We start from the raw sequence: 13,755 nt of genomic DNA on the forward strand, positions 1-13,755 counted from the left end.
GTGCTGCTGGTGAAACCATAATGTTTTCAGCTATGTCTAACTTATTTGAACCACCGCATTGATTAATAAACTTCAATAAGTTTGTAATATTTTTATTTTGACTTTTAAACTCCATCCCCATCTCCTTAATTTTTTTATTGACAAACCCTTTTTTTTAATGTATATTTTACCTTGTAAAACATAATACAGTTTTTTCTGTTTTTTTTTTTAACTTAATTAAATAAAATTCTTGTGTTTTATTTAATTATATCATAATTTGATAATAAGGTGCTAAACTTATTATATAAAATAGCCAACGACCCTCCAGTTGATTGGTTATGAACCCGTTTAAAGAAGAGGTGTTCCCGTCACCTCTTCTTTTATTTTCTATTGCTTTTTTATTTTTTTTTGTTACAATTTTATTATCTTAAAAATATTTTAGGAGGTAAAAATGAATATTAAACCCATTGGTAAAAGAGTTTTAGTTAAAGTTATAAACTTAGAGGAAAAAACATCAACAGGAATTATTTTAATACAGAATAATGATGAGAAGAACTATAGAGTTGGAGAGATTATCTCTTTGAGCAACAACTCTGAAATTACATCTCTATTCAATCTCAAGGACAAAGTTATATTTTCTAAAAAATCTGGTATGAAAATCAGTAACTCCTTAGAGGAGCAGATTTTACTGGGGATAGATGAAATCTTAGGAGTTGTTGAAGATTAAAAAAACCCCATTTTAAAATGGGGTTTTTTTATTAAAACTCTTTACCACCAGAAACTTTAACATCTACTTTATATTTATTTAATGCTTTTACTGCACACTCTAAAGCTTTAGTTATAGTACTAACTTCCATATATGGCATATTTTTCTTATCCACAACTTGCTCTGTTATATATGGCACATGGATAAATCCACCTTTTATATTTAAGTTATTTTTTGATATGTAGTAAAGCAATGAATACATTATGTGATTACAAACATATGTACCCGCTGTATTTGAAACTGAAGCCGGTATTTTTGCTAATTTTATCTCTTCTACAATACCTTTAATTGGTAATGTTGCAAAATAAGCATTCTCTCCATCCTCATACACAGGAGTGTCTATCGGTTGATACCCCTCATTATCTGGAATTCTACCGTCATCCATGTTAATAGCCACTCTCTCTACTGATATATCATATCTTCCACCAGCTTGTCCAATACATATTACCACATCTGGTCTATGCTCCTCTATACCTGCAAATAGCTTCTCTGCAGATTTTTTAAAAACTGTTGGTATCTGTAACTTTATTACCTCTATTCCATCTAAGCTATTTTCCATCGCTTTTACAGCTTCCCATGCTGGATTTATACTTTCTCCTCCAAATGGATCAAATCCTGTAATTAAAACTTTCATTATGCTACCTCCTAAAAATTAAAATGCTAAGAAATACATAAGTACAATATGTATTGCAAGAAGAGGTACAGCTACACCCACTTGCTTCAATATTACACCATTTTTATTTTTCATCTCCAATATAGATGCTGGAACTATATTAAAGTTGGCTCCCATTGGAGTCAATAGTGTTCCACAAAATCCAGCTGTTAATCCAAGAGCTCCAACTATAGCTGGGTTACCCCCTTGAGCAATAACGAAAGGATATCCTATTCCAGCTGTTATTACTGCAAATGCTGCAAATCCATTTCCCATAATCATTGTGAATATTGCCATAGCCAAACAGTAAACAGTTACACCTGCTAAAATATTTCCCTCTGGAACAACACTTCCCATTATTCCTGCAATTACAGTTCCAACTCCAGCTTTGGCAAAAACTGATCCCAAAGAACCTAAAAGTTGAGGTAGAATAACTGTAGGTCCCATCTGTTGTAAGATTCTACTTGAATCATAAGGAATCTTATCAACTTTTTCCTTTGTTACTACCATAGTTACAATCAATGCAACTATCGCTCCTATTCCAAGTCCTATTAATCCACCTAGTTTTGTAAACTGAGCTATTGAAAATGCTACAACTCCAATTAATCCAGCTGGTACAAATAGCATATTTCCAATCTTTTTTGCCTGTTTCTCCCTAAACTCCTCTGAACTTGTTGTAAATAGAGCCAGTGAAACGGATTTTGTTGCACTTAAAGCTCCCATCACCAGTAGTAATCCACCAACTATTGCCGGACTTACATAGGGTCCACCTATAAATAAAAATCCAAATATTATCCAAAAAGCTGCTGATCCAACTCTTTTAGGATTATTTTTATCTAAAAATGAGTATACTCCACTTATTAATAAAACTATTCCGCAAAGTATATACATAAACTCTAATAATATCTTTGTATCCATTAATTTTATCCTCCTACTTTGCCCTTAGCTTTTTTATCTTTCTATCTAGACGATAGTATTGGAAATATGCCAATAATAAAGTTATAACTGCCACTGGAATCGATGCCTTTGCCACATCATAGGCCTCAACTTTAACACCTAGCTCCTGTAAAGTTCCAACTATCAATAAAACTCCAGATGAAGCTACGAAAACGTTTTGTCCAAAGAAGTTACCATAGTTTTCAGAGGCATTTGTAATACCTTTTAAATCCTCATCTAACTCTTCAGAAACCTTCCCATCCTTTTCAATAGCACCCTTTGCCATAGGATAAATAAGTGGTCTTATAAACTGAACATGTCCACCTAGTCTCATAGATAAAACTGCGGCTAACATTCTAACAGTTACATATATTGATAATACTTTTCCAGCTGTTGCACCCTTTAATTTTGATATACAGATTGATGCTCTCTCTCTTAAACCGTTTCTTTCCAATATTCCAACTACAGCCAGTGTCAATAGTAAAAGAGTCATATATCTAGTTTGAACAAAAGCTGTTCCTAAAATATTTAAAACCTCAACAAAGTCAATTCCTGCAACAAGTCCTGTTGCTATCCCAGCTATTAAAACAACAGCTATCGTATCTAATTTGATTATAAATCCTATTAGAATAATTAATACCCCTATTAATTTAATCACAATATCTCACCTAAATCCTCTCTTTTAAATGAATATCTTTTTCCACAGAAATGACACTCAGCTTCTATCTCTCCTCTTTCGGCTAAAATCTCTTCTAACTGCTCTTTTCCTAGAGTGATAACACCTTTATAGAATTTTTCTCTATCACAATTACAGTTATATTTTATCTCTTTAGAGTCTAAGATCTCATAAGGTTCAACTAACTTTTCATGATTTTCATCACTCATATCCTCATATAGAAGGTGTAAAATTCTCTCTAGATCCATTCCACCTCTAAATAGCTCAGATACACTTCTAATTGCTGCAATTTTATTCTCTAACTCAACAATGAACTTCTCCTCTGCTCCAGGTAAAAGCTGAATCATATATCCTCCAGCTGATCTCACTGTCCCTTCATTTTCTAAATCTACTCCTAGGGCTATAACCGTTGGAGTTTGCTCAGATGTTACATAGTAGTATGCTATATCATAAGCTATCTCTCCACTTTCAATTGTTGAAACTCCAACATATGGGTCTTTAAGTCCTAAATCTTTAATCACATGTAAAGTTCCACGTCCAACTAAGCCCTGTACATCAGGTTGTCCATTAGCTTTTGTTGGTAAATCCGCTTCAGGATTTGACATATAACCTTTTACTCCATCCCTATCCACAGTGGCCACCATTGTTGATAGTGGTCCATCTGTTGTCGTTCTAAGTGTCAAAACATCCTCACCTTTTAATGTAGCTCCCATCATCTCAGCGGCTGACAGAAGTCTTCCAAAAGCAGCTATCGCTGTAGGGCTACACTTATGGATATCCAAAGCCTCTTGAACGATATCTTTTGTATCTACAAGAACAAATCTTGCATTTTTACTTACTCCTCTAATTAATCTACTCATTTTTTTCACCTCTAATATTCAATATAATCTCTTAACTCTTCATATTTTTTTATAGAAATAATCTTTTTTAACTCTATATTATTTCTGATAATACCAATTTCATGGTATTTTCTAATAGATTGTATTTCTTTTTTACTAAAACCATAGTATGTTAAAGTTTTATCATCAACTTTATTTATATTAAATCTTTTTAGTTGAACACCCTTAGGTTCTTCAAATTTAAGTTTTAACTTTTCATAAGTTTTTCTTCCAATACCAGATATTCTAACCATATCACTCAAGTGTGTATAACCACCTGTTATATCCCTATACTCTATTATTTTATCAACATAATTTTTAGAAATTCCACTTTTTAACATCTCATCTTTACTGGTTTTATTTATATCCAACAGCATATTTTGAGAGTCTAATGTGTTTTTACTTTTTATAACTTTAAATTCACTTTTTACTGAACTATAGGAAAATGTTGAGATTATCAAAAGTAAAATTGAAAAAACAAACTTTTTCATACTATCTCTCCTTAGAGAAAAACTCTATTTTTTTATTGTGTCTCATTCTCATCTCGGCAATATATAGTGCTGGGTCTTTAGGATTTACCAATCTCTCTATCTGGTCTATATACTCAGTTTCCTTATGTATAGCTTTACTTATAGCTCCACCACCCAGTCCCATAGTTTGCTGATTCTCCTCTATCATCTCTATATTAAATCTAGATTCAGCTCCAGGAATGGAGTAACCTACATTCTCACCCCAATCTAAGCTGTTTTTTTGACGATACATATAGTATGGTTCCATACCCTTTTTCTTTACCAATTTAGCTATTGCAGTTTCAACTTTAACTCTTTCCACTTCAGACTCCTCAAAATCCTCATGGTATAAAGGTGAACCTTTTTTCTTTGCTAAAGAGTGAATTGTTAAATTTTCTATATCATATTTTTCCAGCTCTTTTAAGGTATTTAGTATATCCTCTATACTTTCTCCTGGTAACCCCAATATCAAATCCATATTTAAAATAAAGCCCAACTCTTTTATATCTCTATAAACTTCATCAAAATGCTCTCTATTAAAAGTTCTATTCAACGCCTTTAAAGTTTCCTCTTTAAAAGTTTGAGGGTTTAAACTCACCCTATCTACACCATATTTTTTTAATATCTCCAACTTCTCTCTTGTTATTGCATCCTCTCTTCCAGCTTCAAAAGTAAACTCTTTTAAATTTGAAAGATCCATATGCGTATGAACAGCTTTTAAAAGTCTTTCAGTGTCTTCCTCTGTTAATATACTCGGTGTTCCTCCTCCTATATACAGAGATTCATACTTATATCCTTTATCTTTTGAGAGCTCTCCCACAAGTTCAATCTCCTCTAAAAGAGTTTCTACAAACTTTGGATAGAACCTTCCAAGACTACTTTTTATCTCATATGAGGCAAAGGAACAATACCTACATTTCGATGGACAAAATGGTATTCCAATATACATATTCATAGCGTCCTTATTCAATAGTTTCTCCTCTGTTTCAATAACTCTCATCAGAAGTTCTATCTTTTCCAAACTGGCCAAATACATATTGTTTAAAAGTTTTTTTACTCTTTCTTTTGAAAATCCCATTTGCATAAGTCTTCTAGTCATTTTAGTGGGTCTTACACCTATTAAACTTCCCCAGGGATAGTTTTTATTAAGTGCTTTTAAAAGTCCCCCTTTTAACATGATTAAGTTCTGATCCTCTATTATATGCTCAAAATTTTCCTCTTCCATAAGAGCTTCTTTTCCATCTATCTCAACTCTTACAAGAATCTTATTATCTTTATAACTCACTTCACCTTTTATATCCTTACCGACCTCTTTAGGTAATAAGATTCTTACAAACTCCTCTAAACTTCTTTCACTTAGAGGAAAGTTAGTAACTACTGACACTTAAATACACCACTTCCTATTTCATTAATAATAAAACTAAAATTCCAATTATGATTCTATATACTCCAAAAGCCACAAAAGTTCTCTTTTTGATATATCCCATAAACCATTTAATAACTATATATGCCACCACAAAAGAGATAACTGACCCAACTATTAAAAGCTGCCATTCCAATGTTGTAAAATTAAGCCCATTTTTCACAAGTTTCAATAGTGTTGCCCCTGCCATAGTAGGTATCGCCAAGAAAAATGAATACTCTGCCGCTACTGCTCTAGAAACTCCTAAGAGTAAAGCTCCCACTATTGTTGCTCCTGAACGAGAAGTTCCAGGAATCATAGCCAAGCACTGAAAAAATCCTATTGTAAAAGCTAATCTATATGTCATCTCTTTTATTGAGGTAACTCTTCCTTTTAGGTTCTTTCTCTCAACTAAAATGAATATAATTCCATAAAGAATCAACATACTAGCAACTATTGTAGTGTTATCCATAAAAAATTCAGATATATAGTCATCTGCCAATAACCCTATAACTCCAGCTGGTAAAACTCCAACTATTATCTTTGCCCACAGAGAAAATTTATCTTTAAACTCCTCTTTTGTCTTTACAAATGGTGTTAAGTCTTTCCAAAAGTATGCCACAACTGATAAAATAGCTCCAAATTGAATAATAACTAAAAAGTTATCCATAAAATTTTTAGATACCAGTGGAGAGTTTATAAATCTCTCCACCAATATCATATGCCCTGTGCTACTTACAGGAACAAACTCTGTCATTCCCTCTACAATTCCCAGTATAATAACTAGTAAAAATGGGTTCATCTCATCTCCTCCTATAGATAGCTATCGTCTTTTTTAAGATATGTTACGTAATCTGCTACACCATCCTCTAATGAGTAGAACTCCTTTTCATAACCAGCCTCTCTCAATTTTCTCATAGAAGCCTGAGTGAAATACTGGTATCTTCCTCTTAAATCCTCTGGCATTGGAACAAACTCTATTACTTCCTCTGTTTTTAATTCAAAGTTTCCACTTGCATTTTTCATAGTTTCCATAGATAGATCATGGAAACTTCTTGCCTCTCCTGTTCCTATGTTATAAACTCCTGATGGAACCTCATTGAACATACAGAAGTATAGCATATCCACAACATCTTTAATGTAGATAAAGTCTCTTAACTGCTCCCCATCTCTATATCCCTCTTTATGAGATTTAAATAACTTTACTCCACCATTTTCATTAAACTGGTTAAATGTGTGGAATACCATTGAAGCCATTCTTCCTTTATGGTACTCCTGTGGTCCATATACATTGAAAAACTTAGCCCCTATCCACTGTTTTGGTGCTTTTTCCTGTTTAAATGCCCAATCATCAAAAAACTTTTTAGAGTATCCATATTTGTTTAGTGGCATTAATTTTTTTAACTCCTCTGGTGTTCCTTCATCGCTATACCCCTGCTCTCCTGCTCCATAAGTAGCTGCTGAAGAAGCATAAACATACACTATATCCCTATCTGCACAGAAGTCCCAAAGTTTTTTAGAATACTCATAGTTATTCTTCATTAGAAGATCTCCATCTTTCTCTGTTGTTGCAGATATAGCTCCCATATGTAAAACTGCTGTTACCTTGCTCGCATTCTCCTCATTTTCAAGCCATGCAAAAAGTTCATCTCTATCACACCAGTCAGCATAATCTCTCTTTCTTAAATTTAGCCATTTCTCCTCTGTTCTCAATTTATCCACAGCTAATATATTATTTATTCCCATCTCATTTAATTTCCAAATGTAAGCACTTCCTATAAAACCAGCTGCTCCTGTTACTATAATCATCCTTTATTCCTCCTCGCTTTTTCTCTTTAATAAATCTTTTATATCCTCTTCGGCAATAGATGCATGAGCTATATCAACACCAACTCTATTTCCACCATGAAAATCAGATCCACCAACTTTTAATAATCCCTTTTCAGTGGCTAATTTTCTATAATACTTTGTTTCTTTGGATGTATATGAACTATACTCCACCTCTAAACCATCTAATCCAGCTTCTATTAAAATATCCAGTATTCTCTCAGTTCTCTCTCTAGAATCACAAATTAGACTGGGATGAGCCAAAGCTGATATCCCGTTGCACTCTTTTATAAGTTTGATAATCTCTATAGGATTTGAGCTTCCCTTTTCCACATATGCCACGCCATTTCTACCTAAATATTGTTTAAAAGCTTCCCCTTTTGAATAAACAAACCCTTTATTCATCATAACATTACAGATATGGGCTCTACTAACTATGGTTCCAGTGGCTTCTTTCTCCACCTCTTCCATGGTTATTTTTAACCCTAAACCATTTAATTTTTTAATAATTTTTTCATTTCTCTCTTTTCTGGCTATCTTTAACTCTATTAGTTTTGACGCTAATTTTTCTGATTTTTCTTTTAAAAAATACCCTAAAATATGAATTTCATATCCCTCATATGAACATGAAAACTCTATTCCAGGTATAAATTCTAAATCTAACTTTTGAGCTATCTCCCTTCCTTCAGAGATCCCCTCCATAGTATCGTGATCTGTTACTGCTATACCTTTTAAACCTATATACTTTGCTCTTTTTAAAAGCTCCTCTACGGTAAATGTTCCATCTGAATATGTTGTATGAGTGTGGAGATCATACCTCTCACTTAAATCCTTCATAAGACTCCTCCCTTAAGTAAAAATGGCACCTTTATCTCTAAAGGCGCCACAGTTTTTTAGTCATCCCACTTTTCTAATTTTGAAAAATACTCTGAATAAGCAAGGTATAAAGCCTTTGCATTTATATTATTCTTCTCTAACTTTGTCTTATCTGTTTTCTTATAGATATTATTTACCTCTATAACTCTTGGAGATACCTCTACAAAATACCATGATTTTGAATCAAAGAACTCCCCTCTTTTTATAAACTTATTTAAAAGTTTTCTAAATCTTTTTATCTCTTTTTCTGATAGGTCACTCTTTTTAGAGAACTCAACTATTTCAGCCCACTCCTCTTTTGTTGCAACCTCATTAGCTATATGATTCGATGGGTTATCCATTCTAACATATGATTGAGCCACCATATATTTTGCTAATCCCGCTGGATCTTTAAAATTCTCATCTTTTAAATAATACTCTCTTGGAAGTTTTTTTACAGTTTTTTCTAAAATAGAGTTAAACTCTTCCTGATCGGCCTCTGTAATCTCCCCTTTTGTTTTTAACGAATCTAAAAACTTAACCTGCTTTTGATCTAACTTTTGATTTCTAGCTAAGAAACTTATAGGTTGATCTGCTCCATACCAGTCCTCAAGCTCTGACTCTCCCACTATAACTGTGCTGAAAGTTTCTTCCCAATTTTTCATGGCAACTGTATCAACTTTATACTTCTCTTGTAAATTAACATTGTTTTTATTCAGTGAGCTACACGCTGTTAATGCAGCTAACATTGCAACTAGAACTACAGTTTTTTTCATTTTTCCTCCCTACACTCTTCCACAACATTTTCCGTATATTTTTCCACTTCCACATTTACAAGGGGAATTAAAATCTAGCTCCTCTTCTACCCCAGGCTCTACAACTTCCTCCTCTGGATTTTTAACAACAACTTTAAACATATAAGATGTAGCTTCTGTCTTAATTGTTGATAACATTCTTGAATACATATCTCCAGATATTATCTTATACTCTACAAGTGGATCCTTTTGTCCATAAGATCTCAGGTAAATCCCCTCTCTAAGGGCATCTAATGCTTTTAAATGTTCTCTCCATCTCGCATCTACCACTTCAAATAAAACATATTTTTCAACTTTTCTCATGATTTCAGGGGATATCTCTTCCTCTTTTCTCTTATACTCTTTTTCTATATCTCCATATATCTTATCTACATACTCCTCTACTGTTAGAGCTTTATACTCTTCCATATCAGTTATCTCATAACCATATTTCTCAAGAAGAATATCTTTAACTCCAACTATATCCCACTCATCTTTAAACTCTCCAACAAATCTTTCTACAACTATATCAGAGATACTTGATTTTAGCATTCCTAAAATTGTCTCTTTTAAATCCTCTTTTTCTAAAGCTTCATTTCTACTAGCATAGATAGCTTCTCTTTGTTTATTCATTACATCGTCAAACTCAAGAAGATTTTTTCTGATTCCAAAGTTTCTAGATTCAACTTTCTTTTGAGCATTTTCAATGGCTTTATTTATCATTCTATGTTGAATTGACTCTCCCTCAGGTAATCCAAGTTTTTCCATAACCCCTTGAATTCTCTCTGATCCAAATAGTCTCATTAAATCATCCTCTAAACATAGATAGAACTCTGATGCACCAGGGTCTCCCTGTCTTCCAGCTCTTCCTCTTAGCTGATTATCTATTCTTCTAGACTCATGTCTCTCTGTACCTAAAATAAATAGTCCTCCAGCTTCGATTACCTTCTGTTTCTCATCTTCACATTCAGCCTTATATTTATCCAAGATCACAGGATAGTTTCCTGCATCTCTACTTCCTATCTCTGCAATCGCTCTAAACTCTGGGTTTCCACCTAGCATGATATCAGTACCTCTACCAGCCATATTTGTAGCTATTGTTACCGCTTTATATCTACCTGCTTGAGCCACTATCTCAGCTTCCTTAGCATGAAGTTTAGCATTTAGCACATTGTGAGGTATTCCCTTAGCCTTTAATAGTTCTGATAGCTCCTCTGAACTTTTTATGGATACTGTACCCACTAAAACTGGTTGCCCTTTAGCATAAAGCTCCTCTATTCTCTTTATAATAGCATCTGTTTTTTCCTTTTTAGTTTTATAAACTAAATCTGGGAAATCAACTCTTTGAACAGGTTTATTTGTTGGTATTACAATTACCTCTAAACCATATGTATGCATAAACTCCGCTGCTTCTGTTTCAGCTGTACCTGTCATACCTGCCAATTTATCATACATTCTAAAGTAGTTTTGAAGAGTTATCGAAGCTAGCGTTTGATTCTCTCCTGCAACATTTACACCCTCTTTTGCTTCTATAGCCTGGTGAAGTCCATCAGAGTATCTTCTACCTTCCATAGCTCTACCTGTAAACTCATCTATTATAACTACCTCTCCCTCTCTGATTAAGTAGTCTCTATCCTTTATGAACAGCTCTTTTGCCTTTAGGGCTTGATTTAAATAGTGAGTTAATTCAACGTGCTCTGGTGAGTATAGATTATCTATATTCAGTAGTTGCTCTACTTTTTTGATACCTTTCTCTGTTAAAACTATATTTCTAGCTTTTTCATCTACTTCATAGTCTCCCCACTGCTCATCAGGGATATTCATCTCTTTCTTTGTTTTAGCATCCTTTATCTTCTCTGTCTCAAAACTTCTATCCAATCTAAAAGCCACCTGACAGAATACAGCATACCATTTTGTAGTCTCTGAAGCCGCTCCTGATATAATAAGCGGTGTTCTAGCCTCATCTATAAGTATTGAGTCAACCTCATCCACTATACAGAAGTTTAATGGTCTTTGAACCTTATCCTCAACTTTGTTGACCATATTGTCTCTCAAATAGTCAAATCCAAACTCAGAGTTTGTACCATAAGTTATATCAGCTTCATAGGCCGCTTTTCTTGCTGCATTTTCCATTCCATTTACAATTACTCCTGAAGTTAATCCCAGGAACTCATAAACTCTTCCCATTAACTCCCTATCTCTTTGCGCCAGATAATCATTGACAGTTATAACGTGAACTCCCTTTCCACTTAACGCATTTAAATAAACTGGGGCTGTGGCAACCAATGTTTTACCTTCTCCAGTTTTCATCTCTGTTATTTTACCCTCATGAAGTACTATTCCACCAATTAATTGCACATCATAGTGTCTCATTCCGTGAACTCTCTTCGATGCTTCTCTAACCACTGCAAAAGCTTCAACTAGAACATCGTCTAATGTTTCTCCCTTTTCCAATCTTTCTCTAAATTCGTAAGTTTTCCCCTTTAACTCATCATCTGAAAGCTTCTCTATTTCAGGTTCTAATGAGTTTATCATTGCTACTAATTTTTTAATTCTCTTGACCTCTCTGTCATTTCTTGTACCGAAAATTTTCTTTAATAAATCTCCAAACATTCTTACGTCCTTCCTAGCTTTTTTGTGCTTATTTGTTATTCAATATATTACCATAATTAGATTTATTAGTCAATTTATAGACCATGTCATAAATTTTTGACCGATGATTCAAAAAAAGCTATTAATTCACTAAAAAATATGTTATATTGTAAATAGTTTAACAATATATTTTAGGAGGTTTTTTATTTTGCGTATATTTAATTCTGCTAAGAAAATAATCCCTGGGCTACTACTTTGTATTTTGATTGCACAACTCGGAGTTTTTCTTGGGAAATTTATCCCAAGTATCGGTGGAGCTCCCCTTGCTATTTTCTTAGGTTTAATAGCTGGAAATACTTTTGCTAAATCAACTATTTTTGCTCCTGGTTCTAAATTTTCTGAGAGCGACTTACTTTCATATTCAATTGTTTTATTAGGTGGTACACTTAGCATAAATACTATTTTACAACTAGGTTTTTCTGGTATTGCATTTATACTTTTACAGATGGCTTTAACAATTACTCTAACTATGTTCATTGGTAAAAAACTTGGTTTTTCTAAGCATTTTAGAGCTCTTATGGCCAGTGGAAATGCAGTTTGTGGATCTTCAGCTATCGGTGCTAGTTCCCCTGTTATAAATGCAGAGGATAATGACAAAGGGATATCTATAACTATTGTTAACTTGACAGGAACTCTACTTATGTTTGCTTTAATCCCCATTGCTGGCTTTTTATATAACTTTGAAACACTACATACCTCAGCTCTTTTAGGTGGTATCTTACAATCAGTTGGGCAGGTTATAGCTGCTGGAAGTATGGTTAATCATCAGGTTCTTGAAATGGCAACTATCTTTAAAATTGTAAGAATTGTATTTTTAGTCATAGTTGTAATATGGCTTTCTAAAGAGTTTCATAATAAAGAGATAGAGATGGATACTGAATTTGCTTTAGAGGAGGAGGCATATAGTAAAAAGAAAAATAATATATCTGTTCCATGGTATATTATTGGCTTTTTTATTCTTTGTATCCTTTTTAGCTTTGGTTTAATCCCACCTGAGATATCTAAAACTTTTAAACTGATCTCATCTAAGTTCGAAATTGTTGCCCTTGCTGGTATAGGTATGAGAGTAAATATTAGTGAACTGGTTAAACAAGGACCTAAGGCCTCTCTTTATGGTCTTTTAGTTGGATTGAGTCAAATTGTTATAGCCGTTGTTTTAATCAAATTCTTCATATAAAAAAACTGGAAATAATCCAGTTTTTTTATTTTTTTAATATATTAGCGACATCTAAAAGATCCTTTGCAACAGCATACTTTCCTCTGATCTCTTCCTCCACTTTTTTTCCATAACCAGTTAAAACTAAAATAGATTTTAATCCAGCTTTTTTACCTGCCTCTAAATCCCCCTTTTTATCTCCAATCATAAAAGAGTTCTCTATGTCCACACCATACTTTTCTATTCCTTCCAACAGCATCCCTGGATTAGGTTTTCTACAGTTGCAATCAACCTTGTATTTTCCTATACCCTTCTCTGGATGATGTGGACAATAGAAACATTCTAAAATATCGATTCCAAACTCTTTTAATTTTTTTGTCATCTCATTGTTTAATTTTACTAAATCCTCTTCACTATAGTAACCTCTAGCGATTCCAGATTGATTTGTCACAACAATAAACTCATAACCCATCTCTTTTAACTTTTTTAACCCCTCAACTGCATTTATTTCAAATTCAAAATCTTCCCACTTATGTAAATAAGATTTTTCTACATTTATAGTTCCATCTCTGTCTAAAAATATAACTTTTCTCATCTTTTCCTCCTCTCTTTTTATATATTATTATATCATTCTTATAAAGGATTTTTTAGTTTATTCAGAATATATTTATAT

14 protein-coding genes are annotated in these 13,755 nt (G+C 33.3%); 2 read left to right on the plus strand and 12 right to left on the minus strand.

Going from position 1 to position 13,755, the window contains the following annotated elements:
- The first annotated feature begins 430 nt into the window (after positions 1 to 430).
- Positions 431 to 706: a co-chaperone GroES gene (locus ACMOUI_RS06950; RefSeq protein ID WP_418965003.1), complete on the plus strand. Its 276-nt coding sequence runs from the start codon at positions 431 to 433 to the stop codon at positions 704 to 706.
- A gap of 31 nt (positions 707 to 737) precedes the next feature.
- Here the strand turns inward: ACMOUI_RS06950 and pcp are convergent, their stop codons facing one another.
- Genes pcp through secA form a run of 11 tightly spaced genes read right to left on the minus strand, consistent with a single transcriptional unit; the run spans position 738 to position 11,887 of the window.
- Positions 738 to 1,379 (minus strand): pyroglutamyl-peptidase I, encoded by a 642-nt coding sequence (gene pcp, locus ACMOUI_RS06955; RefSeq protein ID WP_418965004.1) that lies wholly within the window; start codon positions 1,377 to 1,379, stop codon positions 738 to 740.
- 18 nt (positions 1,380 to 1,397) lie between these two features.
- Positions 1,398 to 2,315 (minus strand): DUF979 domain-containing protein, encoded by a 918-nt coding sequence (locus ACMOUI_RS06960; RefSeq protein WP_418965005.1) that lies wholly within the window; start codon positions 2,313 to 2,315, stop codon positions 1,398 to 1,400.
- A gap of 13 nt (positions 2,316 to 2,328) precedes the next feature.
- Positions 2,329 to 2,991 carry a DUF969 domain-containing protein gene (locus ACMOUI_RS06965; RefSeq protein WP_418965006.1) on the minus strand — a complete coding sequence of 221 codons (663 nt, stop codon included), beginning with the start codon at positions 2,989 to 2,991 and terminating at the stop codon, positions 2,329 to 2,331.
- Positions 2,988 to 3,869, minus strand: a complete 882-nt coding sequence (gene hslO / locus ACMOUI_RS06970) for an Hsp33 family molecular chaperone HslO (protein WP_418965007.1) — start codon at positions 3,867 to 3,869, stop codon at positions 2,988 to 2,990. Before hslO ends, ACMOUI_RS06965 begins: the two co-directional genes overlap by 4 nt.
- Positions 3,870 to 3,880: 11 nt before the next feature.
- Complete coding sequence (locus ACMOUI_RS06975; RefSeq protein WP_418965008.1) at positions 3,881 to 4,378, minus strand: helix-hairpin-helix domain-containing protein; 498 nt, start codon at positions 4,376 to 4,378, stop codon at positions 3,881 to 3,883.
- 1 nt (position 4,379) lies between these two features.
- Positions 4,380 to 5,780 carry a coproporphyrinogen III oxidase gene (locus ACMOUI_RS06980; protein ID WP_418965009.1) on the minus strand — a complete coding sequence of 467 codons (1,401 nt, stop codon included), beginning with the start codon at positions 5,778 to 5,780 and terminating at the stop codon, positions 4,380 to 4,382.
- Between the two features lie 16 nt (positions 5,781 to 5,796).
- The gene (locus ACMOUI_RS06985; protein ID WP_418965010.1) at positions 5,797 to 6,600 is read right to left on the minus strand and encodes an undecaprenyl-diphosphate phosphatase; all 804 of its coding nucleotides are present in this window, start codon (positions 6,598 to 6,600) and stop codon (positions 5,797 to 5,799) included.
- A gap of 11 nt (positions 6,601 to 6,611) precedes the next feature.
- The gene (gene rfaD, locus ACMOUI_RS06990) at positions 6,612 to 7,607 is read right to left on the minus strand and encodes an ADP-glyceromanno-heptose 6-epimerase (protein WP_418965011.1); all 996 of its coding nucleotides are present in this window, start codon (positions 7,605 to 7,607) and stop codon (positions 6,612 to 6,614) included.
- Between the two features lie 3 nt (positions 7,608 to 7,610).
- The gene (locus tag ACMOUI_RS06995) at positions 7,611 to 8,462 is read right to left on the minus strand and encodes a PHP domain-containing protein (RefSeq protein ID WP_418965012.1); all 852 of its coding nucleotides are present in this window, start codon (positions 8,460 to 8,462) and stop codon (positions 7,611 to 7,613) included.
- 56 nt (positions 8,463 to 8,518) lie between these two features.
- Positions 8,519 to 9,256: a hypothetical protein gene (locus tag ACMOUI_RS07000; protein WP_418965013.1), complete on the minus strand. Its 738-nt coding sequence runs from the start codon at positions 9,254 to 9,256 to the stop codon at positions 8,519 to 8,521.
- 9 nt (positions 9,257 to 9,265) lie between these two features.
- Positions 9,266 to 11,887, minus strand: coding sequence for a preprotein translocase subunit SecA (gene secA, locus ACMOUI_RS07005; protein ID WP_418965014.1), 2,622 nt, complete (start codon positions 11,885 to 11,887; stop codon positions 9,266 to 9,268).
- 187 nt (positions 11,888 to 12,074) lie between these two features.
- Between secA and ACMOUI_RS07010 the strand changes: the two genes are divergently transcribed.
- A complete protein-coding gene (locus ACMOUI_RS07010; protein ID WP_418965015.1) occupies positions 12,075 to 13,103 on the plus strand; it encodes a YeiH family protein in 1,029 nt (342 codons plus the stop codon).
- Positions 13,104 to 13,128: 25 nt separating this feature from the next.
- On the opposite strand, the gene gmhB is transcribed toward ACMOUI_RS07010, so the two are convergent.
- The gene (gene gmhB, locus ACMOUI_RS07015; RefSeq protein ID WP_418965016.1) at positions 13,129 to 13,677 is read right to left on the minus strand and encodes a D-glycero-beta-D-manno-heptose 1,7-bisphosphate 7-phosphatase; all 549 of its coding nucleotides are present in this window, start codon (positions 13,675 to 13,677) and stop codon (positions 13,129 to 13,131) included.
- Positions 13,678 to 13,755: the final 78 nt, after the last annotated feature.

It is taken from the genome of Cetobacterium sp., from assembly GCF_048470075.1.
Lineage (GTDB): Bacteria > Fusobacteriota > Fusobacteriia > Fusobacteriales > Fusobacteriaceae > Cetobacterium_A.